Origin of the sequence: Amycolatopsis kentuckyensis (genome assembly GCF_041679295.1) — a bacterium.
GTDB classification, from domain to species: Bacteria; Actinomycetota; Actinomycetes; order Mycobacteriales; family Pseudonocardiaceae; genus Amycolatopsis; species Amycolatopsis kentuckyensis_A.
Map to the genome: position 1 here is coordinate 94,930 of NZ_JBGDMD010000011.1, position 23,776 is coordinate 118,705.

Annotated in this window: 21 protein-coding genes; 14 read left to right on the forward strand and 7 right to left on the reverse strand. The window is 69.4% G+C overall.

Features of this window, described 5'->3' with window-relative positions; genetic code table 11:
* Positions 1 to 46 precede the first annotated feature (46 nt).
* Both ACERZO_RS38765 and ACERZO_RS38770 read left to right on the forward strand, forming a co-directional pair.
* Positions 47 to 2,134, forward strand: a complete 2,088-nt coding sequence (locus tag ACERZO_RS38765; protein ID WP_372670985.1) for a M4 family metallopeptidase — start codon at positions 47 to 49, stop codon at positions 2,132 to 2,134.
* A 76-nt stretch (positions 2,135 to 2,210) separates the two neighbouring features.
* The gene (locus tag ACERZO_RS38770; protein ID WP_372670986.1) at positions 2,211 to 3,101 is read left to right on the forward strand and encodes a hypothetical protein; all 891 of its coding nucleotides are present in this window, start codon (positions 2,211 to 2,213) and stop codon (positions 3,099 to 3,101) included.
* Positions 3,102 to 3,141: 40 nt separating this feature from the next.
* Here ACERZO_RS38770 and ACERZO_RS38775 read toward each other — a convergent pair whose 3' ends face one another.
* Together ACERZO_RS38775 and ACERZO_RS38780 are read right to left on the reverse strand one after the other, a co-directional pair.
* Entirely contained in the window at positions 3,142 to 3,948 is an 807-nt protein-coding gene (locus tag ACERZO_RS38775; protein WP_372670987.1) for an SDR family oxidoreductase, read from the reverse strand.
* On the reverse strand, positions 3,929 to 5,407 hold the full coding sequence (locus ACERZO_RS38780) for a flavin-containing monooxygenase (protein ID WP_372670988.1): 1,479 nt from the start codon (positions 5,405 to 5,407) through the stop codon (positions 3,929 to 3,931). The genes ACERZO_RS38775 and ACERZO_RS38780 overlap by 20 nt, the downstream gene beginning before the upstream one ends.
* A 66-nt stretch (positions 5,408 to 5,473) precedes the next feature.
* On the opposite strand from ACERZO_RS38780, the gene ACERZO_RS38785 reads away from it, so the two are divergent.
* From ACERZO_RS38785 to ACERZO_RS38795, 3 genes are all read left to right on the forward strand, one after another.
* A complete protein-coding gene (locus ACERZO_RS38785; protein ID WP_372670989.1) occupies positions 5,474 to 6,064 on the forward strand; it encodes a TetR/AcrR family transcriptional regulator in 591 nt (196 codons plus the stop codon).
* A gap of 266 nt (positions 6,065 to 6,330) precedes the next feature.
* A complete protein-coding gene (locus tag ACERZO_RS38790; RefSeq protein ID WP_372670990.1) occupies positions 6,331 to 7,176 on the forward strand; it encodes a chitosanase in 846 nt (281 codons plus the stop codon).
* 35 nt (positions 7,177 to 7,211) lie between these two features.
* Positions 7,212 to 7,853 (forward strand): L,D-transpeptidase family protein, encoded by a 642-nt coding sequence (locus ACERZO_RS38795; protein ID WP_372670991.1) that lies wholly within the window; start codon positions 7,212 to 7,214, stop codon positions 7,851 to 7,853.
* Here the strand turns inward: ACERZO_RS38795 and ACERZO_RS38800 are convergent.
* Genes ACERZO_RS38800 through ACERZO_RS38810 form a run of 3 tightly spaced genes read right to left on the reverse strand, consistent with a single transcriptional unit; the run spans position 7,843 to position 9,992 of the window.
* On the reverse strand, positions 7,843 to 8,829 hold the full coding sequence (locus ACERZO_RS38800; RefSeq protein ID WP_372670992.1) for a PHP domain-containing protein: 987 nt from the start codon (positions 8,827 to 8,829) through the stop codon (positions 7,843 to 7,845). The genes ACERZO_RS38795 and ACERZO_RS38800 overlap by 11 nt on opposite strands.
* Positions 8,830 to 8,838: 9 nt before the next feature.
* Entirely contained in the window at positions 8,839 to 9,342 is a 504-nt protein-coding gene (locus ACERZO_RS38805; protein WP_372670993.1) for a metallophosphoesterase family protein, read from the reverse strand.
* Positions 9,339 to 9,992: a GntR family transcriptional regulator gene (locus ACERZO_RS38810; RefSeq protein ID WP_372670994.1), complete on the reverse strand. Its 654-nt coding sequence runs from the start codon at positions 9,990 to 9,992 to the stop codon at positions 9,339 to 9,341. Before ACERZO_RS38810 ends, ACERZO_RS38805 begins: the two co-directional genes overlap by 4 nt.
* A gap of 77 nt (positions 9,993 to 10,069) precedes the next feature.
* Here ACERZO_RS38810 and araD point away from each other — a divergent pair, with 77 nt between their 5' ends.
* The 3 genes from araD (at position 10,070) to ACERZO_RS38825 (ending at position 14,902) form a co-directional block, all read left to right on the forward strand.
* Entirely contained in the window at positions 10,070 to 11,782 is a 1,713-nt protein-coding gene (gene araD, locus ACERZO_RS38815; protein WP_372670995.1) for an L-arabinonate dehydratase, read from the forward strand.
* An 87-nt stretch (positions 11,783 to 11,869) separates the two neighbouring features.
* The gene (locus tag ACERZO_RS38820) at positions 11,870 to 13,651 is read left to right on the forward strand and encodes a VanW family protein (protein WP_372670996.1); all 1,782 of its coding nucleotides are present in this window, start codon (positions 11,870 to 11,872) and stop codon (positions 13,649 to 13,651) included.
* 51 nt (positions 13,652 to 13,702) lie between these two features.
* The gene (locus tag ACERZO_RS38825) at positions 13,703 to 14,902 is read left to right on the forward strand and encodes an MFS transporter (RefSeq protein WP_372670997.1); all 1,200 of its coding nucleotides are present in this window, start codon (positions 13,703 to 13,705) and stop codon (positions 14,900 to 14,902) included.
* Positions 14,903 to 15,038: 136 nt separating this feature from the next.
* Here ACERZO_RS38825 and ACERZO_RS38830 read toward each other — a convergent pair whose 3' ends face one another.
* Positions 15,039 to 15,284: a hypothetical protein gene (locus ACERZO_RS38830; protein ID WP_372670998.1), complete on the reverse strand. Its 246-nt coding sequence runs from the start codon at positions 15,282 to 15,284 to the stop codon at positions 15,039 to 15,041.
* 208 nt (positions 15,285 to 15,492) lie between these two features.
* Between ACERZO_RS38830 and ACERZO_RS38835 the strand changes: the two genes are divergently transcribed.
* The 3 genes from ACERZO_RS38835 to ACERZO_RS38845 all read left to right on the forward strand — a co-directional run bounded on the left by ACERZO_RS38835 (position 15,493) and on the right by ACERZO_RS38845 (position 19,987).
* A complete protein-coding gene (locus tag ACERZO_RS38835) occupies positions 15,493 to 16,767 on the forward strand; it encodes a diguanylate cyclase (protein WP_372670999.1) in 1,275 nt (424 codons plus the stop codon).
* Positions 16,768 to 16,970: 203 nt separating this feature from the next.
* Positions 16,971 to 17,765 (forward strand): hypothetical protein, encoded by a 795-nt coding sequence (locus ACERZO_RS38840; RefSeq protein ID WP_372671000.1) that lies wholly within the window; start codon positions 16,971 to 16,973, stop codon positions 17,763 to 17,765.
* The gene (locus ACERZO_RS38845; RefSeq protein WP_372671001.1) at positions 17,762 to 19,987 is read left to right on the forward strand and encodes a hypothetical protein; all 2,226 of its coding nucleotides are present in this window, start codon (positions 17,762 to 17,764) and stop codon (positions 19,985 to 19,987) included. Before ACERZO_RS38840 ends, ACERZO_RS38845 begins: the two co-directional genes overlap by 4 nt.
* An 89-nt stretch (positions 19,988 to 20,076) precedes the next feature.
* Here ACERZO_RS38845 and ACERZO_RS38850 read toward each other — a convergent pair whose 3' ends face one another.
* Positions 20,077 to 21,429, reverse strand: coding sequence for a TrpB-like pyridoxal phosphate-dependent enzyme (locus tag ACERZO_RS38850; RefSeq protein WP_372671002.1), 1,353 nt, complete (start codon positions 21,427 to 21,429; stop codon positions 20,077 to 20,079).
* 65 nt (positions 21,430 to 21,494) lie between these two features.
* Between ACERZO_RS38850 and ACERZO_RS38855 the strand changes: the two genes are divergently transcribed.
* From ACERZO_RS38855 to ACERZO_RS38865, 3 genes are read left to right on the forward strand one after another with little or no spacing between them, the layout of a single operon-like run.
* The gene (locus ACERZO_RS38855; protein WP_372671003.1) at positions 21,495 to 22,352 is read left to right on the forward strand and encodes an arginase family protein; all 858 of its coding nucleotides are present in this window, start codon (positions 21,495 to 21,497) and stop codon (positions 22,350 to 22,352) included.
* Positions 22,349 to 23,023 (forward strand): dienelactone hydrolase family protein, encoded by a 675-nt coding sequence (locus ACERZO_RS38860; protein WP_372671004.1) that lies wholly within the window; start codon positions 22,349 to 22,351, stop codon positions 23,021 to 23,023. Before ACERZO_RS38855 ends, ACERZO_RS38860 begins: the two co-directional genes overlap by 4 nt.
* Positions 23,020 to 23,721: a phosphatase PAP2 family protein gene (locus tag ACERZO_RS38865; RefSeq protein WP_372671005.1), complete on the forward strand. Its 702-nt coding sequence runs from the start codon at positions 23,020 to 23,022 to the stop codon at positions 23,719 to 23,721. Before ACERZO_RS38860 ends, ACERZO_RS38865 begins: the two co-directional genes overlap by 4 nt.
* The last annotated feature ends 55 nt before the right edge of the window (positions 23,722 to 23,776 follow it).

Sequence of the window (23,776 nt, forward strand, 5' to 3'; positions counted from 1 at the left end):
TCGATCGGGTTCTCCCTTCCCCCATCGCGTTTTCGCAAGGAGCGTCATGAGATTGCCCCAACGGTTCGCCGCGCTCGGCGGGGCGACGGCGGCGGGCATGGTGGTGGTCGGCATCGCCGTCGCCGCGCCCGCGCAGCCCGTCCCCGAACCACCTCCGTCCGCCGCACAGGCCCAGGCCAACGCCACCAGCGCCGCGGCCGGCCTGGTCGCCACCCGGCCCGCCGCCCTGCACGCCGGCGCGCACGACGAGTTCGTCCAGCGGGACGTGCGATCCGCGGCCGGACTGTCGTACGTCGTCTACGACCGCACCTACGACGGCCTGCCCGTGATCGGCGGCGACCTCGTCATCGCCACCGATTCCGCCGGCACCGTCAAGACCACCTCCGTCGCGCAGCAGCAGGCCCTCGGCGACCTCGACGTCCACGGCGCGAGGCTCACCGCCGCGCAAGCCGAAGCCGTGGCGCGCAAGCAGGTCCGCGGGCCGAAGAGCCTGCCGGGCGGGAAGCTCGTCGTCGTCGCCGACGGCAGCGGGCGGCTCGCTTACGAGAGCAACGTCGAGGGCACCGACGAACACGGCGAGCCGAGCAGCCTGAGCGTCTACGTCGACGCCGTGGACGGACGCGTGCTGCGGACCGTCCAGCACGTCGCCGCGGGCACCGGCACCGGCAAGTGGAACGGCCCGGCGCCGCTGCCGCTGAACACGACGAAGTCCGGCAGCACGTACTCGATGGCCGACCCGAACACGCCGAACCTCGACTGCCGCAACTACAGCAGCGATTCCGTCCTGACCGGATCGGACGACAGCTGGGGCAACGGCACCGGCACGAACATCGAAACCGGCTGCGCCGACGCGCTGTTCGTCGCGCAGACCGAGAAGAAGATGCTCACGGAATGGGTGGGCCGCAACGGGTTCACCGGCAACGGCGGCGCGTGGAAGATCCGCGTCGGCCTCGACGACGAGAACGCGTACTACTACAACTCGCGGCCGGCGTACGTGAACCTCGGCCACAACCCGAGCGGCGAATGGGTCGGCTCGCTCGACATCCTCGGTCACGAGATGGGCCACGGCATCGACGACTACTCCGGGTCCGGCGGCTTCTCCGGCGGCGGCACGCAGGAGTTCATCGCGGACACGTTCGGGACGGCGACGGAGTTCTACGCGAACGAGCCGTCGCAGTACGACCCGCCGGACTACGCGATCGGCGAGGAGGTCAACCTGGTCGGCACCGGCGCGATCCGGTACATGTACGACCCGTCGAAGGTCGGCGACCCGAACTGCTACTCCAGTTCGACGCCGAACGCGGAGGTCCACAAGGCGGCCGGGCCCGGCGACCACTGGTTCTACCTGCTCGCCGAGGGCAGCAACCCGACCAACGGGCAGCCGACCAGCTCGACGTGCAACAACAGCACGGTGGCCGGCATCGGCATCCGCAAGGCGATCAACATCATGCACGGGGCCGTGCAGCTGAAGACGTCGGGCAGCAACTACCTGCGCTACCGGACGTGGACGCTGCAAGCCGCGAAGAACCTGTACCCGGACAGCTGCGCCGAGTTCGACGCCGTGAAGGCGGCGTGGAACGCGGTGAGCGTCCCGGCGCAGTCCGGCGACCCGACGTGCACCGGCACGCCGCCGACCACGACGACCACCCCGCCGACGACCACGCCCACGACTCCTCCGGGCGGCTGCAGCGGGCAGCTGGTGCAGAACCCGGGCTTCGAGTCCGGCAAGGCGTCGTGGACCGACCCGAACACCACCATCGGCCAGTGGGGCAGCCAGGCGCCGGCGCGCTCGGGCAGCTACGACTCCTGGCTCGGCGGCTGGGGTTCGGCGCACACCGACACGCTCACGCAGTCCGTCACGATCCCGGCCGGCTGCCGGGCGAGCCTGACGTTCTGGTTGCGCGTGTGGACGGCCGAGACCGAGAACGTCGCCTACGACAAGCTCGTGGTGTCCGCCGGTTCGGCGACGCTGGCGACGTATTCGAACCTCGACCGCAACTCCGCCTACGTCCAGAAGACGCTCGACCTGTCAACGTATGCGGGCCAGACGGTCACGCTGAAGTTCGCCGGCACGGAGGACCAGTCGCTGCAGACGTCGTTCGCCGTGGACGACACCGGGGTCACCGTGAGCTGACCCCCGCGGGGCCTGCCACCTACTTTGGTGGCAGGCCTCGTTGCGCCCGGTGCGTCCGGTATTCATGCTTACCCGGATGGAGGCGTTATCAGCGTCGGCCCCGTTCGCCGAGGCCTTCGACCTGGCGATCCGGCAGCGCGGCCTGAGCCTGGAGGCCCTGCAGCGACGGATGGCGATGCGGGGCGCCCAGGTCAGCCTGGCGACGCTGAGCTACTGGCGCCGGGGGCGGCGTCATCCGGAAGGACCGCGCTCGCTGCACGCGGTGGGCGTCGCCGAAGGGTGTCTCGGCCTGCCCGCGGCCGCGTTGACCAGCCTGGTGGCGCGTCCCCGGGTGCGCCGGGCGGAGCCGTGGCCGGGCGGGGTCAGCCTGGCCAGCGCGCTCGGTTCCGAGCCGACGGAGCTGGCGTCGTGCGACGGCATCGACCTCGACGGCAACGCCCGGCTGGCGCTGGCGTCGGTGCACCAGCGGGCGACGCTGGGCGCGGACCGCACCGAGCGGTCGGTGCGCACGGAGCTGGTGGTGACCAGCCGCGAGGACGGCGTCGACCGCTGGGTGTCGTTCTTCCGGCCCCAGACGGGCGGCGGCCACCGGCCGGTGCTGCGGTCGGCGCGCTGCTGCCGCCCGGGCCGCGTCCGTCGCGACGCCGCGTCCGAGCTGGTGGCGCTGGAGCTGCGGTTCGACTACCCGTTGCGGGCGGGCGAGACGTACGTGTTCGACTTCGAGTTCGCTTACGACGGCACGCCACCGGAGACGAGCTACCTGCAGTTCGGGGTGAGGGCCCCGGCCCGGCAGATCGTGCTGCAGGCGTGCTTCGACCCGGCGGCGGTGCCGGTGCGGTGCTACCGGTACGACGGCGAGGCTTCGGCCGAGCGGCCCGAGCTGCCGGTGGGTCCGAGTTCGACGAGCCACATCGCGGTGCTGGACGCCCAGCCCGGCGTCTACGGCCTGTGCTGGGAGTGGGACTGACCGCGGTCGTGAGTGAGAAACAGTGTTCCAACCCTGTTTCTCACTCACGACCCACTTGCGCCGCGATTCGCCTGGTGTAGGCGGAGCGCGCCTCCGGGTCGAGTTCGGTCAGGGCGCGGTCGTCGCCGATCAGGCCGCGCGCCCAGGCCATCACCGGCTCGGGCGTCACCGCGGCCAGGAGGTCCCAGCCGGCGAGCCACCGGGGGACCGGCGTCTCGGCACGGCGAGTTTTCAAGGTGCCGGCGATGGCTTTCGCGACGACCTCGGGGTCCACCGTGGGCAGTGCGCCGCCCAGCCGGACCCCGGACGCCAGCTCCGTGCGGACCGCGCTCGGGAGCACCGCGCTCACGCTGATCCCGGTCGCGGCGTACTCACGCCGCACCGCCGCGGTGAGCCCGACCGCGGCGAACTTGCTCGCGTTGTAGACCGCCATGCCGGGCAGCGCGATCTTTCCTGCCATCGAGGCCACGTTCACGACGTGCCCGCGGCCGCGCGCGATCATCCCCGGCAGCACCGAGCGCAACCCGTGGACCAGCCCCCGCACATTGACGTCCAGGGTCGTGCGGCCGACGTCGTCCGGTTCTTCGAGGAAGCCGCCGAGCGGCATCACCCCCGCGTTGTTGACCAGGACGTCGATCCGCCCGTGCCGGTCGGTCACCGCCGCGGTGAACGCGTCGAACGACTCGCGGACCGTGACGTCGAGCGGGAGGTCTCCCCCGTCCAGGTCCCCGACGCAGACGGTGGCACCGCGCGCCCTGAACTCGGCGGCCGTCGCCCGGCCGATTCCCCGGGCACCGCCGGTGATCGCGACCACCGCGCCCCGGACCTCAATCGCCGGATACCGCATGGACCCTCCCGATTTCGTAGTCCGCCTCGTCGAACGCGCCCACCCGTGACCGCAGCCGGCCCGTCGAAAACGGCCAGCTGAAACTGTTGCGCCCGTTGGCATCCGTGTAATAGCTCGAGCACCCGCCGGACTGGTACACCGTCCCCGGCAGCGCGGCCTGGACCTCCGCGTTGAACGCGTCCTGCGCCGACGGCCGCACCGACACCGACGTCCACCCCGCGCTCAACGTCCGCGTCACCGCCGAAACCGTGTGGCGCAGCTGCGCCTCCAGGATCATGAACGCCGACGAATGCCCGGTACCGAGACTCGGGCCCAGCAACAGGTACAGGTTCGGGAACCCCGCCACCGTCGTCCCCGCGTACGCCTGCGGGCTGCCCTTCCAATGGTCGTCCAGGCTCCGCCCGTCGCCGTCGAAGACGCGCGACGACACCGGCATGTCGAGGATGTGGAAGCCCGTGCCGAAGATGATCGCGTCGACCCCGGCGGACGAACCGTCCGCGCCGAGCACCCGGCTGCCCTCGAGAGCGCGCACCGCCGTCGGGTGAACGTCCACATGGGACCGCGTCAACGACCGGTAGTACGTGTTCGACATCAGCAACCGCTTGCAGCCCAGCGTGTAGTCCGGCGTCAACGCCCGGCGCAGCGCGGGATCCCGCACCGACAGCCGGAGGTGCGCGAGCCCGATCTTCTGCACCTGCCGCAGGAGCCACGGGTGCCGGAACCCGAAGCCGAGCGTCTCCATCGCCCCGTACTCCGCGCTGCGCAACGCCCGTTGCAGCGCCGGGAACCGCCGCAGCAGGAACCGTTCCACGCCCGGAACCGCGTGGTCCGGCTTCGGCAGCACCCACTGCGCCGTCCGCTGGAACAGGTGCAACCCGGCCACCGAAGGCACGATCCGCGGGACGAACTGGACCGCCGACGCACCCGTGCCGATCACCGCGACGCGCTTGCCGCTCAGGTCGTAGCCGTGGTTCCAGCGCGCGGAGTGGAAGACCTCGCCCGGGAAATCGCCGAGCCCCGGCAGGTCCGGGATCAGCGGCTCGTGCCACGGCCCGGTGCCGGCGACCAGGACCCGCGCCGAATACGGGCCACGAGTCGTCTCCAGCTCCCAACGGGACTCCTGGGGGTTCCACTGCGCCCGCGTCACCTCCACGCCGTAGCGGATCTTCGAGGTGACGCCGAAGCGCGACGCCGTGTCCGCCAGGTACGCCCGGATCTCGGCCTGCCCGGCGAACGCCCGCGTCCACCCGGGATTCGGCGCGAACGAGTACGAGTACAGCGCGGACGGGACGTCGCAGGCGCAGCCGGGATACGTGTTGTCGCGCCAGGTTCCGCCGAGCGAGCCGGCCTTCTCCAGCACGGCGAGGTCGTCGACGCCGGCCTGGCCCAGCCGGATGGCGGCCCCCAGCCCGGACGCGCCGGCGCCGACGACGAGGACCGCGAAGTGGCGTTGTTCCATTTTCGGAGACTAGCAGTATTCGAATACCAGCGGTACCCCGATTCCGCACCCGACTAGAGTGACCCCATGGCCCGACTCACCCGCGCGGAAAGCCAGGCGCGCACCCGCGAGCAGCTGGTCGAGACCGCCAAGCTGCTGTTCCTGCGCGACGGCTACTCGGTGACGTCGCTGGAGAAGGTCGCGGACGAGGCCGGCTACTCGAAGGGCGCGGTGTACTCGAACTTCCGCAACAAGGACGAACTCTGCCTCGCCGTCCTCGACCGGATCCACGACGAGCAGGTCGCGCTGATCGCGCAGGCGCTCGTCGGCGCCGAGGGCGTGGAAGACCTGCTGGCCGCGTTCCAGACGTGGGCCGAGCGCAGCATCGGCGACGAAGCCTGGACCGCGCTGGAGGTCGAGTTCGCGACGAACGCGCGGCGGAACCCGCAGGTGCGCGCCGAACTGGCCGCGCGGGACAAAGCGATCCGCGACAGCATCGCCGGCCTGCTCAGCGGGTACGCCGAGCGGTTCGCGATCACCCTCCCGATGTCGGCCGACGACGCCGCGACCGCGTTGCTCAGCCTCGGCATCGGCCTCGGCGTGCAGCGGGCGATCGACCCGACGATCCCGGTGAACGTGCTGCCGGACGTCATCCGCATCTTCACCGGGGCCCGCTGACCGCCCGGCAGACGTCTTGAATGAGTCATTCAGGTCGCCGGAGGTCCTGAATGACTCATTCAAGACGGCGGGAGGGCCGGGCCGGGCCGGAACCGTCCTCAAAGGACCCGCCGCGGTGGTCTGGACCGTTCACGAACATGAACGAATTCCGCCTCTTGTGGAGCCTGCTGACTCTTCGCTACCGTGTCGCTACGCCGCAGCTCCACCCGCCTCACCCGTACCGCCGTGATCCCCCACGGCGCACCCCGCGGAAAGGGTCTCCACCCATGAGCAAGAAGTTGCGGCCGGTCGTCATCGGCGCGCTCGGCGCGGCCTCCGTCGCCGCCCTCGTGATCACCACCCCCGCGCTCTCCTCGGCAGCGCCCGCGCCGCTCGCGGCGCACAGCGCGACCGCCCTCGCCGTCGGCGACCTGTCGGCCCCGGCGAAGAAGGAGATCGCGATGAAGCTGGTCTCCAGCGCGGAAAACTCGTCGCTGGACTGGAAGGCGCAGTACAAGTACATCGAGGACATCGGCGACGGCCGCGGGTACACCGCCGGCATCATCGGGTTCTGCTCCGGCACCGGCGACATGCTCGAACTCGTCGAGGCCTACACGGACTCCGTGCCGGACAACCCCCTCGCCAAGTACCTTCCCGCGCTGCGCAAGGTGAACGGCACCGACTCGCACGCCGGCCTCGGCTCGGCGTTCGAAAGCGCCTGGAAGCAGGCCGCCGCCACCACCGCGTTCCAGACCGCGCAGAACAACGAGCGCGACCGCGTGTACTTCAACCCGGCGGTCAGCCAGGGCAAGTCCGACGGCCTCAGCAACCTCGGCCAGTTCGCCTACTACGACGCGATCGTCATGCACGGCCCCGGCGACAGCTCCGACAGCTTCGGCGGCATCCGCAAGGCCGCGATGAAGAAGGCGAAGACCCCGGCCCAGGGCGGCGACGAGGCGACGTACCTCAAGGCGTTCTTCGCCGCCCGCAAGGTGATCATGAAGCAGGAAGAGGCGCACGCCGACACCTCGCGCGTCGACACCGAGCAGCTGGTGTTCCTCAACGCGGGCAACTTCGACCTGCACACCCCGCTGAAGTGGAAGGTCTACGGGGACTCCTACACGATCAACTGACGCACCGGCGGCGTGGCACCGTTAGGCTCTCCGGCATGCGCAGGAGATCCCTCGGTGCCACGCTGGCCGCGGCCGCGCTGCTGACCGGCGGGGCCGCCTCGCCGGAGCCGGAGCAGCCGGAGCCGCAGCAGCGGATCACCGTGCAAGCCGACTCGGCGGGCGCGACCACGGCCGTCCTCACGGCGTGGCAGCGCACCGGCGGCGAGTGGGCGAAAGCGTACGGCCCGGTCCCGGCGCACGTCGGGCGGAACGGCGTCGGCACGGCGAGCGAGTCGACGTCCCACACCCCGGCCGGCGTCTGGCCGCTCACCGAAGCGTTCGGCACGCGGCCCGCGCGGACCCGGCTGCCCTACCGCGAGGTCACGACCTCGGACTGGTGGGTCTCCGACGTCGATTCCCCTTACTACAACACGCATTTCTCCTGTGCCCCCGGCACGTGCCCGTTCGACGAAGCCGCCGGCGAGAACCTCGGCGCGGCGGGCGCGGTCTACGCCCGGGCCGTCGTCATCGACTACAACCGGACGCCGGTCGTGCCGGGCGCGGGCTCGGCGTTCTTCCTGCACGTCACCGACGGGAAGCCGACCGCGGGCTGCGTCGCGATCGCCGCCCAGGACCTCGAAGCGATCCTGCGCTGGCTCGACCCGGCCCAGCACCCCGTCATCGAGATCAACGGCTGAGCAGCTCCTCCGCGGTGCGGGTGTTGATGATCCGCTCCGGCCCGATACCCGCCTTGACCGCGCGTTCGCACCCGTAGGGCTGCCAGTCGAGCTGACCCGGCGCGTGCGCGTCGCTGTCGATGGCGAACTCGCAGCCGATCTCCGCGGCCAGCTTCAGCAGCCGCATCGGCGGGTCGAGCCGCTCGGGACGCGAGTTGATTTCGACCGCGACGCCGTTCTCGCGGCACGCGGTGAACACCGCCTCGGCGTCGAACTCCGACTCCGGCCGGCCCCGGCCGACGACGAGCCGCCCGGTGCAGTGCCCCAGGATCCGGACGTGCGGGTTCCGGACGGCGGCGAGCATCCGCCGGGTCATGTCCTTCGCCGGCATCCGCAGCTTCGAGTGCACGCTCGCGACGACGAGGTCCAGCTGCCCCAGCAGCTCCTCTTCCTGGTCGAGGGCGCCGTCGTCGAGGATGTCGACCTCGATGCCGTGCAGCAGCCGGAACGGCGCCATCAGCTCGTTCGCCTTGGCGACGATCTGCATCTGCGTCCGCAGCCGGTCCGGCGACAGCCCGTTCGCGACGGTCAGCCGCGGCGAGTGGTCGGTCAGCACCATCCACTCGTGCCCGACGTCCCGGCCCGCGACGGCCATCTCCCCGATCGAGCTGCCGCCGTCCGACCAGTCCGAATGCGTGTGGCAGTCACCCTTCAAAGCCGAGCGCAGCGGTTCGCCGTCCGGCAGCTTCTTCTCGACGATCTTCGAGCGGTACGCGGGATCACGGCCGGCCAGCGCGTCCTCGATGACGCCGGCGGTGGCCTTCCCGATGCCGGGCAACGAGGTCAGCGTGCCGTTCTCGGCCATCGACGACAGCTGCGAAGCGTCGGTCTTGTCGACGGTCGCGGCCGCGTTCCGGAACGCGCGCACGCGGTAGGTCGGTTCCCCCGCGCGTTCGAGCTGGAACGCGATCTCCCGCAACGCCCATGCCGGATCCATGGACTCTTCCTACCCCCTCCGGGGCAGTTCGTGCAGCTCGACGTCCGTCAGCACACCGTTCTCGACGCGGGCCGTCTGGTACGTGCAGAACGGCTGGCGACGGCGGTCGGTCGGCGAACCGGGGTTGAGCAGCCGCAGCCCGGCGGGGGTCGTCGTGTCCCACGGGATGTGGCTGTGCCCGAAGACGAGCACGTCGGTGTCCGGGAACCGCGCGTCGCACCGCTGTTCCCGGCCCTGCTTCGAGCCGGTCTCGTGGATGACGGCCAGCCGGACGCCGTCCAGGTCCGCGCGCGCGATCTCGGGCAGCCGCGCGCGCAGATCGTCGCCGTCGTTGTTGCCGTAGACCCCGATCAGGCGCTTGCTGCGTTCCTCCAGCTCGTCGAGCAGGGCGGCCTCGACCCAGTCGCCGGCGTGCACGACGACGTCCGCCGCCGCCACCTCGTCCCAGACCTGCTCCGGCAGCACGCGGGCGCGCGCGGGCAGGTGGGTGTCCGAGATGAGCAGCAGCTTCATCCGATGGCCTTGAGGACCCGTTCGAGGAAGCCGCCGACGTGGTCTTTCAGCAGTGCCGCGGCCCCCTCGGCGTCGCCCTTCTTCGCCGCCGTGAGAACCGCCTTGTGCTCGGTCCACTCCTTCTTCCAGCTGGGGTTGGCCTCCCAGCCGACGACGCTGATCAGGGCCGCGCGATCCTTGAGGTCGTCGAGGATGCTGACCAGCAGCGGATTGCCGCAGCCGCGGTAGAGAGCGCGGTGGAACCGGCGGTTGAGCAGGCTCAGCGCGGCCTGGTCCTTGTCCGCGATGGCCGTCGACGCTTCCTTGAGCGCCTCGGCCGCGTCTTCCAGCAGTTCGGGGTCGCGCCGCTCGACGGTCCGGCGGACGGCTTCCGGTTCCAGGACCATCCGCACGTCGTAGACGGACTTCGCGAGCTCGGCGTCGACCGTGACCACCGAGGCGCCCTTGTACGGGCTGAACGTCACCAGGCCCGAATTGGACAGCACCTTGAGCGCCTCGCGCACCGGCGTCTTCGACACGCCGAGCCGCGCGGCCAGCTCCGCTTCGACGAGCGGCTGGCCGGGCACCAGCTCCCGGGTCAGGATGCCGCGGCGGATCTCCTCCAGGACCACTTCGGTCCGGGAGGCGGGCAGGCTGAACGTCCCGGTCATGGTCGCTCCCTCGCATCGTGTCGGAACCCATTCAACCAGGCCCACGCGATCATATATCAGATGCCATACTGGATCGCATGAAAGCACCCGAGGAACTCCGCAGCCACCGGTGGTTCGGCGGCGACGAGCTGCGCAACTTCAGCCACCGCGCCCGCAGCCGCCAGCTCGGCTACAACCCGGAAGAGCACCTCGGCAAGCCCGTCATCGGCATCCTCAACACGTGGTCGGACATCAACCCGTGCCACCTGCACCTGCGCGAACGCGCCGAGCAGGTCAAGCGCGGCGTCTGGCAGGCCGGCGGGTTCCCGCTGGAGTTCCCGGTCGCGACGCTGTCGGAGACCTACCAGAAGCCGACGCCGATGCTCTACCGCAACCTCCTGGCGATGGAGACCGAGGAGATCCTGCGGTCCTACCCGATCGACGGCGCCGTCCTGATGGGCGGCTGCGACAAGACGACGCCGGCGCTGCTGATGGGCGCGGCCAGCGCGGACCTGCCCGCGATCTTCGTGCCGGCCGGGCCGATGCTGCGCGGCCACTGGCGCAACGAGGTCCTCGGCAGCGGCACCGACATGTGGAAGTACTGGGACGACAAGCGGGCCGGGCTGATCAGCGACGCCGAAATGTCCGAACTGGAGCGCGGCCTGGCCCGCTCACCGGGGCACTGCATGACGATGGGGACGGCGTCGACGATGACGTCCGCCGCCGAGGTGCTCGGCATGACGCTGCCGGGCGCGGCGTCCATCCCGGCCGTCGACTCGGCCCACCACCGGATGGCCGCGGCGAGCGGCGCGCGGATCGTCGGCATGGTCTGGGAGGACCTGACGGTGGGCCGGATCCTGGACAAGACCGCCTACGAAGACGCGATCACCACCGTGCTGGCGCTGGGCGGGTCGACCAACGCGGTGATCCACCTGATCGCGATGGCCGGGCGCAGCGGGATCCCGGTGAGCCTGGCCGACTTCGACGCGATCGCGCGGCGCGTCCCGGTGCTCGCGAACATCCGCCCGGGCGGCGACTGGCTGATGGAGGACTTCTACTACGCGGGCGGCCTGCCCGGCCTGCTGTCGCGGCTGACCGATCTGCTGCACACCGATCGGGTGACCGTCACCGGCCGCACGCTCGGCGCCGACCTCGAGGCCGCGCGGGTGCACAACGACGACGTCATCCGGCCGCGCGACAACCCGGTGGCGGCCGAGGGCGGCGTCGCCGTGCTGCACGGCAACCTGGCGCCGTCGGGCGCGGTGATCAAGCACATCGCCGCCGAAAAACACCTGCTGACGCACACGGGCCCCGCCGTCGTCTTCGAGGACTACGCGGACCTCAAGAAGCGGATCGAGGACCCGGCGATCACCGCGGACTCGGTGCTGGTGCTGCGCGGCTCCGGCCCGCTCGGCGGCCCCGGCATGCCCGAGTACGGGATGCTGCCGATCCCGAAGCACCTGCTCGAACAGGGCGTGCGGGACATGGTCCGGATCTCCGATGCGCGGATGAGCGGCACGAGCTACGGCGCGTGCGTGCTGCACGTGGCCCCCGAGTCCCACGTCGGCGGCCCGCTGGCGCTGGTCCGCGACGGCGACCCGATCACCCTCGACGTGCCTTCGCGCGTGCTGCGGCTCGAGGTGTCCGATGAGGAGCTTTCGCGGCGCCGTGCGGAATGGACCGAGCCTGCACCACGCTTCGAGCGGGGTTACGGTGCGCTCTACAGCGAGCACATCACGCAGGCCGACGTCGGCTGCGACTTCGACTTCCTGGCCCGCGCCGGGCACAACCCGGAACCGGACGCGCGGTGACCGGTTCATCCCCCGTTAGGGCGAGTCGTACGGCTTGTCCGGGTGCCCCGTACGCTGACCCCCGTCACGCGTTGAAGGGGTGGAGAGTTGCCGTACGAACCGCGCTGGCCCGAGTCACACGGTGAGCAGACGGATGTCCTGCCGGTCGTCCGGCCCGAACCGGACCCGCAGCCCCCGAAGAAGCGCGACCTGCGCAAGGCCGGCTGGATCGCGGGCGGGGTCTTCGGCCTGCTCGTCGTGGTCTACGGCGTCGACCTGCTGGTCAGCCAGGGCAGCGTCCCGCGCGGCGTGACCGTGGCCGGCGTCGACGTCGGCGGGATGGACCGCGCCGCGGCCGAGCAGGAGCTGCGCGGGCAGATCGAGCCGCGGCTGACGCGGCCCCTCGCCGTCACCGCGGGCGACGTCCGGGGCACCCTCTCGCCGACGGCCGCCGGGCTGGGCCTCGACTGGCCCAAGACCCTCGACCAGGCCGGCGAGCAGCCGCTGAACCCGTTCACGCGCCTGGCGTCGCTGTTCTCCAGCCGCGAAGTCGGCGTCGTCAGCCACTCCGACGACGCCAAGCTCGCCGCCGCGCTCGACGGCCTCCGCGGCCAGGTCGACCGCGAGCCGACCGAAGGCACCGTGAAGTTCGAGGGCGTGAACCCGGTCGCCGTGCCGCCCAAGCCCGGGCAGAAGCTCGACGTCGAAGCCGCCAAGGCCGCGGTCGTCGAGAAGTGGGCGAGCGGCGGGACGCTGGCCTTGCCGGTGACCGGCACGCCGGTCCGCACCACCGCCGAAGGCGTCCAGGCCGCGCTGGACCAGTTCGCGCGCCCGGCCGTCTCGGGCCCGCTGGTCGTCAAGGGCGAGGGCAAGAACGCCACCGTGAAGCCGGAGGCGATCGCCGCGGCGATCACGTTCGAACCGGCCGAGGGCGGCGGGCTGACCCCGAAGATCGACAACGCGAAGATCGCCGAAGCCGCCGGGCCGCAGCTGAAGTCCACCGAGAAGGAGGGCAAGGAGGCGACCATCGTCTTCGAAGGCGGCAAGCCCACGGTCGACCCCTCCACCGACGGCCGGACCATCGACTGGGACCCGAGCCTCAAGCCGCTGCCCGAGGTGCTGAAGAAGACCGACGGCCGCGAGGTGCCGGCGATCTACAAGGACGCCCCGGCGAAGGTGACGACCGAGCAGGCGAACCAGCTGGGCGTGAAGGAGGTCGTCGGCGAGTTCACCACCGGCGGCTTCGCGCCCGACTCCGGGACCAACATCCGCGTGGTCGCGCAGAAGGTCAACGGCGCCATCGTCAAGCCCGGGGAAACCTTCAGCCTCAACGGGTTCACGGGCCCGCGCGGCAAGCCGCAGGGGTACGTCGAAGCGGGCGTGATCAAGGACGGCGCCCCGGGCCGCGAGGTCGGCGGCGGCATCTCGCAGTTCGCGACGACGCTGTACAACGCGTCCTACTTCGCGGGCATGAAGGACGCGGGGCACAAGGAGCACAGCTACTACATCAGCCGCTACCCCGCCGCGCGCGAGGCGACGGTGTTCCAGAACCCGAACGGCTCCAGCGTCATCGACCTCAAGTTCACCAACGACTCGCCGACCGGCATCGCGATCCAGGCGATCTGGACGCCGTCGTCGATCACCGTGAAGCTGTGGGGCACCAAGCGCTACACCGTCGAGTCGATCCCGGGGGGCCGCTCCAACCCGAGCGACCCGCAGCCCAAGGCGGGCCCGGCGGAGAACTGCCACGCGTCCAACGGCGCGCCGGGGTTCACCACGACCGACACCCGCGTGCTCAAGGACGCCGCGACCGGCCGCGAGGTGAGCCGGTCGACCCGGACCGTCCACTACAACCCGCAGCCGAAAATCACCTGCGGGCCCCCGCAATGACCTCCTAACGGCCGTTCACGCTGGGCGTCCGCGCCGGTACCGTGGGTCGCCATGGCGGTGCGCGCGGTCGGCTTCCGGGACGTCCTCGCGGTGGCCGAGTTCCGGGCGCTGTTCTCCGCGCAGCTGGTCTCGGTCACCGGTGACCAGCTCGCGCGGGTCGCGCTGTCGATCCTGGTCTACGACCGGACGAACTCGCCGGGCTGGGCCGCGCTGACGTACGCGCTGACCTTCCTGCCGGACCTCGTGGGCGGGCCGCTGCTGTCCGGGCTTGCCGACCGGCACCCGCCACGCGCGGTGATGGTGTCGGCCGACGTCCTGCGCGCGCTGGCGGTCGCCGTGATGGCGTGGCCGGGCCTGCCGCTGCCGGCGGTCGCGGCCCTGCTGGTCGGCGTCCAGCTGCTCAACCCGGTGTGGAACTCCGCGCGCGCGGCACTGCTGCCGCAGGTGCTGCCCGGCGAGACGTTCGTGCCGGGGATGGGCCTGCTGATGATGCTGGTGCAGGCGGGTCAGGTCGCCGGGTTCGCGCTGGGTGGGCTCCTGGTCGCGGCCATCGGCACCGGCGGCGCGCTGCTCGCGGACGCGGCGAGCTTCGCGGTGTCAGCGCTGTTCCTGGTCGCCGGCGTCCGGTCCCGGCCGCCGCGCGAGTCGTCGGGCGTCCGCTGGTGGCAGCACGTGCGGGCGGGCTGGACGGTGGTCGTCGGCGACCGGCGCCGGCTCGCGCTGGTGGCGCTGGGGTGCGTGTCGGGCTGCTACATCGCGGGCGAGGCGGTCGCGGCACCGTACGCGGCGGAGCTGGGCGGCGGCGCGGTGGTCGTCGGGCTGCTGCTCGGGGCGTACGCGCTGGGGAACGTGCTCGGGATGGCGGCGTTGTCGCGGATCCCGCCTCCTCAGCGGGCCCGCTTGCTCGGACCGCTGGCGGTGCTGGCGTGCGCGGCACTGCTCGGCTGCGCGCTGCGGCCGGACCTGGAGGGCACGCTGGCGCTGCTGACGCTGTCCGGAGTGGCCAGTTCGTACAACTTGATCGCGAACACGACGTTCGTCCAGCTGACCCCGGACGCCCAGCGCGCGCAGGCGTTCGGCTTCGCGTTGACGGCGTTGCGGGTGTCGCAGGGGCTGGGCGTGGTGCTCGCCGGGGTGGCCGCCGAGCGCGTGGCCGCACACGGCGTGGTGGCCGGCGCGGGCGCGATCGGCGTGGTGGCGGCGTTCGGGGCGGCGTTGTTGTGGCGACGGGCGCAACCGGAGTCCCGGTGACCGGCTTTGCGGCCGGTCACCGGGTTTTGCTCAGGACTGGGTCCAGTGAGGCTTATTCAGCCGTCGGCCGCCGCATGCCTTTTGCTCGAACCCGGCGGCGTGCGGTCGGGCCGCGGCGGCCTAACCAGAATAAACCTCAGTCCGTCGGGCACTGCGGCAGCGCTGGCGAGACGCCGGGGCGGGTCCAATCGGTCGGGAGCTCGCGGACGGTCCAGTCGGTGGGCAGTTCGCGGGCCGTCCAGTCGGTCGGCAGCTGCCGCGGCGTCCAGTCCGTCGGGATCGCGCGGGTCCAGTCGGTGGGGAGCTGCCGGGTCCAGTCGGTCGGCCGCTGCGCGCGACGCCGGGACGGGACGATGTTGGCGTTGGGCAGGAAGTGCGACATGATTTCTCCTGTTCGTGAGGGATCTTGCACGGTGCGTGACCGGACGGTAGCCCGACCAGCCTAGTGACACACCGCGTTCATTCGATTACAGTGACGATTTCCGCGAAGAGTTCCGTCCTGAGAAGAGGGGCGTTTCGTGGGATTGTCCGGGTCCCAAGGGCGAAAGCCCAGCTCAGAACGTCCACGATCAGGTCTCCGAACGTGGGCGATGTGGAAGCTCGGCACTCCGGTGCTCGGCTACGTCCTCATCGTCGATGCGTTGGCGTTGATCGCGGTCGTCGCCACGGCTTCACTCGTGCCGATCACCACCCAGTCGTTGCTCTGGTGTGGACTGATCCTCGCGGGTGAGATCGTGCACCTCGAAGCGGCGCAACGCATCGAGCGCATCCGCGAGCTGGCCGCGGACGGCCGGCCGCACATGCACCTGCAGTCGATCTGGATCTTCGCCGGGCTGCTCCTGCTGCCCCCGCCGTTGGCCACGCTCGTCATCGTCGTCAGCTATGCCCATTCCTGGGTGCGCGTGTACAAACGACGCGGTGTGATTCACCGGAAAGTGTTCTCCGGGGCGACGGTGATCCTCGCGTGTTTCGCCGCGGGCGCCGTGCTGTCGGCCGGCACCGGGCACTTGGCGCCGTACGTGCCGTACCTGGACGGGTTCGGCGGGATGACCGCGCTGCTGCTGTCCGGGATCGTCTACTTCGGACTCAACTACGTGCTGGTGATCCTGGCGATCCTGATGAGCAACCCCGGCAAGCCGCCGCGGCAGGCGTTCGGGAACCCGTCGGACGTGCTGATCGTGCTGGCCGCGGTCGGCGTCGGCTGCGGGATCGCGCTGGTGATGACGGTCCGGCCGTGGCTGCTGCCGGTGCTCATGGTGACGCCGGTGGCGCTGCACATCGGCCTGCTGCTGCCGCAGTTCCAGGCGGCCGCGCGCACGGACTCCAAGACGGCGCTGCTCGCGCCGGAGTTCTGGGTGCAGCTGGCGCGCAACGAACTGGCCCGCGCCGCCGAGCTGGCGTCGACGGCGGGCGTGCTGATGATCGACATCGACCACTTCAAGGCCATCGACGACGGCAACGGCCACCTGGCGGGCGACGAGGTCCTGCGCGCGATCGCGGCGGCGATCCAGCACTCGGTCCGCGGCGGCGACTACGTCGGCCGGTTCGGCGGCGACGAGTTCGTGGTGCTCCTGCCGGGCGCGACGAGCGCGGAGATCGTGTCCATCGCGGACCGCATCCGCGCGGCGATCGCCCGCATCGAGGTGCCGGTCCCGGTGATCCGCCCGGGCAAGCCCGAGGTGATCGACGGCCTGACGGCGTCGATCGGCGCGGCGGTGTACCCGGAAACGGCGCGGGAGTACACGATCCTGCTGCAGGCGGCGGACGACGCGGTGTTCGCGGCGAAGGCGGCGGGCCGCGACCGGGTCGTCCTGGCCGGCCCCCACACGGAACTCATCCGCCCCGAAATCCCCGACACGCTCTGACTTCTCCACCTCGACAGGTCAACCAGTACGGCAACCGATGAACCCCACCGCTCTGGCCGACCAGAGGGGCAAGACACCGGCACAAGAGCGAATGTTACGAATCTAAGGCCAGAAGCGATCTAAGGTACGCCAGGCCAGCGGGCACGGACCGGATCGATGGGGCACAGTTGACGGAGTCATTCGCAGAGTATCGAGATATCAGCGTGACTGATCCACTTCGGCAGGGCGACGTCCTCGAAGCGACTGACCCCCTCGCGTCGAAGTGGCAGCGGCACCTTCTCGTGATCACAGCCGACTGCGATTTCGCATACGACAAGCATCAGGGCCGCGTCACCTGCATTCCGCTGCTGACCGCACCGGAGTACCTATTGGAGCTGCAACTTCCTCGCATTCGCGAGAGGTATGTCACCAGAACCATCGGGGCACTGCGTGAGGTGCTGACTCCCGAGCACGGTGGGAACATTTCCAACGATCGCCTTAGAGAATGGCCCTGCGAGACAGAACCTACCGACATCCTGGCTACGCTCCGCCTCACCGGCAAAGACGCCGAAGTCGCCAAAGCGGCTTTGCTTTCCATACGTCTCATGAATCGAGAAGTCGGGACACTCGATGAAGCGGTCGAAGCAGTTGTCGAGGCGCAACTCGCGGCACCCAATCCGAAGAAACGTGCAAACGTTATTCGAGAGATCGCCGCGTCACTTAAATCCCCGTACGCGCACCCTCCTGGCGATGCACTTTTCCTATCCGCGATCGCCCCAAAAGAGCTGGCAGGATACTTCGCCTACTTGAGACACCTGGAGCAGATCCGGGAGGCCGATATTGCGATCGGTCCTACCAGACGGACGGTCAGCTATCACCGAATATCGCGACTTCAGGATCGATACATTTACGCTCTGGCACAGCGCTTCGCGTTGGTCTTCATGTCCATCGGCCTGCCGAAGGAATATGAAGAGACCCGTGACCTGCACTCCGAAGTTTTTGAAGAGAGCTACAAATGAAACCGCTCGTGACCACCGTGCGCGCCCTGAAGGAGCTTGCGACCGGACTTTCTCCGGAAGCCGTCTCATCCTCCCCATTGTTGTTCGAAGATGTCTCCGGCAGTGTCGACGTATTGCTGCACGTCGACGACAAGGTCGACGATCAGCGGATCATCCTGGTTCGAAGTTCGAACACAAAAGAACGCTACGTCCCCGAACACCTCGCAGATCTTCGACGCGACGTCCTCAGTCGAATGGCGTCGTTCGCAGAGCGCGCCTATTCCAATTGGCCAGTAACCTTGCCTCGCGGCTGGCACCAGTACAAGCACAATAACTTGATTGCCTTCTTCGCCATCCCCCGAGGTGACGCTCAGATGAGCCGGTGGATCGCCGAGATTCTACCGGGAAAACGTTCAGACATCGTGTACTGGACTACCACGACGGCAAACCAAAAGGAAAGTCTTGAGGATTTTGAATCATCGAAGCCCAGGCTGCCGCTCGACTGGGAGAATGCTTGGGATGCCGCATCCGCGAAGGCTGCTGGTCACGTCGAACGAGCACGGCGCATCCAGCCGTCCGACGTGGAGATCTCCCTGACGCAGTTCGAGCAGTCAGCGACGAAGGGCTGGTCTTATGAGCAGTGGCTGAAGACCATCAGCGACGATCAACGCTCCTTCGTCGAAGCAAGCACCGAAAAGTCGATTCGCCTAAGAGGACCAGCAGGGTCCGGCAAAACTTTGACCTTGACACTCAAAGCCATAAGAGAGGTGCTGAAGGCGCGGGAATCAGGAGTCGACCTGAGGGTTCTCATGGTTACCCACAGCTGGTCACTGGCGACCGACATCTCGAAGTCATTAGACTCAATGGGCATCGGGCTCATCAACGAGATCGACACGTTCCCCCTCCTGGAGATCGCGAGAACGATCTCCCCGCAGTATGTAAATGACGATTCTGGCTTCACTTTGGTCGGCGACGACAGCTTCAGCGGCAAGCAGGCTCAGCTGGATGAGATCTACGAAGTCCTGGACGACTTCATATCCAGTGATTGGATCACATACGAAACAGGTGTCACCGATAGTCTGCGAGTCAGGTTCAACTCAGAGGATACCGACGACCGGTTCGCATTGGCCTGGGATCTCCTGGTTGAATTCGGCTCCGTGATCGGAGCGGCCGGAATTTTTCCGGGAGCCGGGGCGGAGTCACGTTACTTTCAGCTGCCCCGAGCCTCCTGGATGCTGCCCCTACAAAGCCGGAACGACAAGCGAGTCACTTTTGCCATTTATCAGAAGTACATAGAGAACCTTGACGCCCGCGCATTGCTGACATCAGACCAGGTGCTGGCCGACCTTCTAAGCCACCTCGTGACACACGCCTGGAACCGCGCCAGAAAGACCCAGGGTTACGATCTAATCTTCGTCGACGAGTTCCACCTCTTCAGCCCGTTGGAGAGGCAAGTTCTCCACTACCTGTCTCGCGATGTCAGCGTCTATCCACGAGTTTTTATGGCCGTCGACCCGCGGCAATCACCCTCTGCGGCATTTATCGGCGTGGCGGCGGACGAGACGCTGTCTTCATCCGTCACCTCGGAGGACGGCCTTGGCGACATCGACAACTTCGAACTGGCTACCGTCCATCGATTCACCCCCCAGATCCTCGATCTGATCAAGCACGTCCATCACGAGTTCCCGACCCTCGACCTCGGGCAGGAGTGGGACATCAACTTCAGCGCGGTGGAATCAGCGCAGAAACCTGGACCTCTCCCGCGGTTGACGGTGTCGGCGTCACGCACCGGCGAAGAGGACGACATCGTCAAGGCAGTGCACGAGCTATACCCCTCCGGGCGCCTGGCAGTGGCTGTCGTCGACGACAGGCATTGGCGGCGCTTCAGTGACCTCGCCTCCCGCATCGGCAATTCGGGAAAGTTCCACGTGTCGACGATCTCCGGGCGAACCGACGTCGACGGTCTCGGGTATCGCCGCCGCGGGCTGGTCGTGGGGCCCGCCGAGTACCTGGCCGGACTGCAGTTCGACGTCGTCCTCGTCACCGGCATTCCAGACATGGAAGTCAGTAGGACACCCGTCAGCGAGAGGACTCGTCTACTCTCGCTCCTCTACCTCGCGCTGAGCCGCGCCCAGCGGGAGGTACGCGTTTTTGTGAACGACGATGACGGTGGTGTAGCCGAAGTACTCACTCGAGCGGTCGCCAACCGCCTGATGACACGGGAACGAGGCAGCTTGGTGTAAAGCAACCTCGCCGTACAACAGCTCGGATTTCAGTGCAGCGTGGCGGTCGACGACCGATACATCGGCCGCCACGCTGGGCTCGTAACGAGTTACGGCAGGGTGGCGAGCGAATTCTCGAGGGTGGCCGCGGACAGCTCGTTGTCCACCATGTCCCCCGCCAGGTAGGCGCCGTACGCCGGCAGGTCCAGGTGCGCGTGGCCGCACAACGCCGTGAGGATCACCTTCTCCTCGCCCGTTTCCTTGCACCGCAACGCTTCCTGGATGCAGGCGGCCAAAGCGTGCGTCGGCTCCGGCGCCGGGATGATGCCCTCGGACCGCGCGAACCGCACGCCCGCCGCGAAGCACTCCTGCTGCCCGATCGCGATCGCCTCGATCAGGCCCAGCTCGTAGATGTGCGAGATCAGCGGCGACATCCCGTGGTAGCGCAGGCCGCCCGCGTGGATCGGGTCCGGGATGAACTCGTGGCCGAGCGTGTGCATCTTGAGCAACGGCGTGAGCCCGGCCGTGTCGCCGAAGTCGTAGGCGTACTTCCCCCGTGTGAGCGACGGGCACGCGGCCGGCTCGACCGCGCGGATCACCGGGTCCATCCGGCCGGCCAGCTTCTCCCGCAGGAACGGGAACGCGAGGCCGCCGAAGTTCGAGCCGCCGCCGGTGCAGCCGACCAGGACGTCCGGGGTGTCCCCGGCCAGCTCGAACTGCTTGAGCGCCTCCTCGCCGATGATCGTCTGGTGCAGCAGGACGTGGTTGAGCACGCTGCCCAGTGCGTACCGCGCGTCCGGGTCCTGCGCCGCCTGCTCGACCGCTTCGCTGATCGCGATGCCGAGGCTGCCGGTCGAATCGGGGTGCTCGGCGAGGATCGCCTTGCCGGACTCGGTCAGCTCGGACGGGCTCGGGTGGACCGTCGCGCCGAACGTCTCCATCATCAGCTTGCGGTAGGGCTTCTGGTCGTAGGACGCCCGGACCTGCCAGACCTCGCACTCGAGGCCGTACTGGGCGCAGGCGAACGCGAGCGCGCTCCCCCACTGGCCGGCACCGGTCTCGGTGGTCAGCCGGGTGACGCCTTCCTGCGCGTTGTAGAACGCCTGCGGCACGGCGGTGTTCGGCTTGTGCGAGCCGACCGGGCTGACGCCTTCGTACTTGTAGTAGATCCGCGCCGGCGTGCCGAGCGCCTTCTCCAGCCGCCGCGCCCGGTACAGCGGCGACGGCCGCCAGAGCCGGTAGACCTCCCGGACCTCCTCCGGGATGTCGACATAGCGATCAGTCGTCACTTCCTGGGCGATCAGCGCCTGCGGGAAGAGCGGCGCGAGGTCCTCCGGCCCGACGGGCTCGCGGGTCCCCGGGTGCAGCGGTGGCGGGGGCGGCTCCGGCAGATCGGGGATGACGTTGTACCACCGGGTCGGGAGATCGTCTTCGTCCAGGACGTACTTGGTCTTCTCGGCCATCGAGCCTCCTTGGTCGGCACCTCAACTTAGGACGCTCCCGGCCGCGGAGCCAGTACGGTGACCGGGTGGGGAACTACGTCCTGATCGACGCACCGTCCAACCTGGGCCTCCGCCCGCCGGCCGAGGGCGCGGTGCCCGGCTGCTACAAGACGCCCGGCGTGCTGCGCGACCTCGGGATCCTGGACCGCCTGGGCGCGTCCGACGGCGGCGTCGTGACGCCGGGGCGGTACGTCGGCACGTGGTCGCCGGGCGACGGCGTCCGCAACGCGGCGGCCATCGCCGCCTACACGCGTGCCCTGGCTTCGCGGATCGCGTCGATCCGGTCGTCGGGCGGCTTCCCGGTGGTCCTGGGCGGCGACTGTTCGATCTCGCTCGGCGCGATGCTGGCGCTGCGCCGCACCGGCCGTTACGGCATCGCCTACCTGGACGGCCACGACGACTTCCGCCACCTGGGCATCGCCGGCCACGTCGGCGCGGCGGCGGGCGAGGACCTGGCGATCATGACCGGCCGCGGCGCGGACGGCCTCGCCGACATCGACGGGCTGCGGCCGTACGTCCGCGACGGCGACGTGCGGGTGCTCGGCGTGCGGACGGCGGAGTCGGCCCAGCTGGCCGCGGCGGGGATTTCGTTCGTCACTTCGGAAGAGCTGATGACGTCCGGGGTTTCCCTGCCCGCGTTCCCGGACGTGGACGGGTTCTGGGTCCACGTCGACATCGACGTCCTCGACCCGGAATATGTGTCCGCTGTGGACAGTCCCGACCCGGGCGGCCTGGACCCCGACACGCTGGTGTCGCTGCTGCGCGGGCTGCTGGCGCTGCCGGGCGCGGCGGGGTTCGAGCTGACGGTGTTCGACCCCGACCTCGACCCGGACGGCCGCCAGGCCGAACTGGTCGCCGACATCCTGGAGAGGACCTTCCGATGACGAGCGTGCTGACGGATCTCCCGGTGTGGCACCCGCCGTCCGGCCGCGGCCCGGGCCTGGTGCTGGTCCAGGAGATCTTCGGCCTGGACGACTACCTGCGTTCGGTGGCGGCGGACCTCGCCTCGGCGGGATACGTGGTGGCGATCCCGGAACTGTTCTGGCGCACGGCACCCGGCTGGTCGTCGACGCACGACGAAGCCGGGGTGGCGGCGTCGATGGAGGTGGCGTCGAAGTTCGACCCGGTTTCCGGGCTTTCGGACGTGCTGGAGACGGTGGCCCACCTGCGTTCTTCGCCCGGGGTGACGGGCGGAGTGGGCGTGCTGGGTTTCTGCTTGGGCGGCTCGCTGGCGTTCGCGGCGGCGGCCGCGGGCGACCCCGACGTGGCGGTGTCGTTCTACGGCTCGACGGTGGCGGCGCGGATCGCGGATCTCGCCCGGGTGACGTGCCCGATCCAGTTCCACTTCGGCGGGCAGGACCCGTACATCCCGCGCGCGGACGTGGCGGTCGTCGAGGCGGCGGTGGCCGGGCACCCGGGAGCGGAGATCCACGTGCAGGAGGAGGCGGGGCACGCGTTCCACAACAACGTGGCCCCGATGTTCCACAATCCCCCGGCGGCGGCGCGCGCATGGGACCTGACAACGGAGTTCCTGCGGCGAACCCTGCCGACGTGACCTTCGCCGGGCGACGTGCGGTCGTCGTCGAGGTGGTCTTCCTGCTGCTGTGGTTCGTGCTGTTCGCTCGCATCGCCGCGTTGCTGGGAACGGATGTCGTGGCCGCCAACGCCGATGCCGCGGCCGTTCAGTCCGCTGAGCACGCGGTGCACCTCGACGTCGAGCTGAGCGCGAACCGTTGGCTGGCGGGGAATCCGTGGCTCGCGCAGCCGGCGGTGTATGTGTACCGGCTGTACTACGTGGCGGTCGCGGGCGTGCTGGTGTGGGTGTTCGTCCGGCACACCGAGGTGTACCGCAAGGTCCGGCGGACGATGGTGGCGATGATGGCCTTGGTCCTGCCGGTGTACTGGGCGGTACCGCTGGCCCCACCGCGGTCGGCGCTGCCCGGTGCGGTGGACATCGTGGCCCGGTACGACCCGTTCCACCAGGAGAGCTGGGTGCATCCGACCCACTACACGGCCATGCCGAGCATGCACGTGGGCTGGTCGTTGTGGTGCGCGTATGCGGTGTGGACCGCGCTTCGGGGTACGCGGTGGGCATTGTCGGCGTGGTTGTTCCCGGTGCTCATGGTGGTCGTCGTGATCACCACGGGGAACCACTACGTGCTGGACGTCGTGGGCAGCGTGGCGCTGCTGGCTGCGTCGACAGCGGCGGCGTGGGCGTGGGGCCGCCTCACGGCCCGGTCAAGCCCAGTTTGACCGAGACGTCCCGTCACAGTATGGGGCCCCCACCCAGGGGCGATCATGACATCGA

Bases quoted from the DNA above. Each gene is read 5' to 3' on its own strand.
- ACERZO_RS38800 (WP_372670992.1), bottom strand. From the start codon at position 8,829: ATGGATCCGGCATGGGCGTTGCGGGAGATCGCGTTCCAGCTCGAACGC.
- ACERZO_RS38770 (WP_372670986.1), top strand. From the start codon at position 2,211: ATGGAGGCGTTATCAGCGTCGGCCCCGTTCGCCGAGGCCTTCGACCTG.
- ACERZO_RS38835 (WP_372670999.1), top strand. From the start codon at position 15,493: ATGTGGAAGCTCGGCACTCCGGTGCTCGGCTACGTCCTCATCGTCGAT.
- ACERZO_RS38790 (WP_372670990.1), top strand. From the start codon at position 6,331: ATGAGCAAGAAGTTGCGGCCGGTCGTCATCGGCGCGCTCGGCGCGGCC.
- ACERZO_RS38805 (WP_372670993.1), bottom strand. From the start codon at position 9,342: ATGAAGCTGCTGCTCATCTCGGACACCCACCTGCCCGCGCGCGCCCGC.
- ACERZO_RS38845 (WP_372671001.1), top strand. From the start codon at position 17,762: ATGAAACCGCTCGTGACCACCGTGCGCGCCCTGAAGGAGCTTGCGACC.
- ACERZO_RS38850 (WP_372671002.1), bottom strand. From the start codon at position 21,429: ATGGCCGAGAAGACCAAGTACGTCCTGGACGAAGACGATCTCCCGACC.
- ACERZO_RS38765 (WP_372670985.1), top strand. From the start codon at position 47: ATGAGATTGCCCCAACGGTTCGCCGCGCTCGGCGGGGCGACGGCGGCG.
- ACERZO_RS38825 (WP_372670997.1), top strand. From the start codon at position 13,703: ATGGCGGTGCGCGCGGTCGGCTTCCGGGACGTCCTCGCGGTGGCCGAG.
- ACERZO_RS38860 (WP_372671004.1), top strand. From the start codon at position 22,349: ATGACGAGCGTGCTGACGGATCTCCCGGTGTGGCACCCGCCGTCCGGC.
- ACERZO_RS38810 (WP_372670994.1), bottom strand. From the start codon at position 9,992: ATGACCGGGACGTTCAGCCTGCCCGCCTCCCGGACCGAAGTGGTCCTG.
- ACERZO_RS38830 (WP_372670998.1), bottom strand. From the start codon at position 15,284: ATGTCGCACTTCCTGCCCAACGCCAACATCGTCCCGTCCCGGCGTCGC.
- ACERZO_RS38780 (WP_372670988.1), bottom strand. From the start codon at position 5,407: ATGGAACAACGCCACTTCGCGGTCCTCGTCGTCGGCGCCGGCGCGTCC.
- ACERZO_RS38785 (WP_372670989.1), top strand. From the start codon at position 5,474: ATGGCCCGACTCACCCGCGCGGAAAGCCAGGCGCGCACCCGCGAGCAG.
- araD (WP_372670995.1), top strand. From the start codon at position 10,070: ATGAAAGCACCCGAGGAACTCCGCAGCCACCGGTGGTTCGGCGGCGAC.
- ACERZO_RS38775 (WP_372670987.1), bottom strand. From the start codon at position 3,948: ATGCGGTATCCGGCGATTGAGGTCCGGGGCGCGGTGGTCGCGATCACC.
- ACERZO_RS38795 (WP_372670991.1), top strand. From the start codon at position 7,212: ATGCGCAGGAGATCCCTCGGTGCCACGCTGGCCGCGGCCGCGCTGCTG.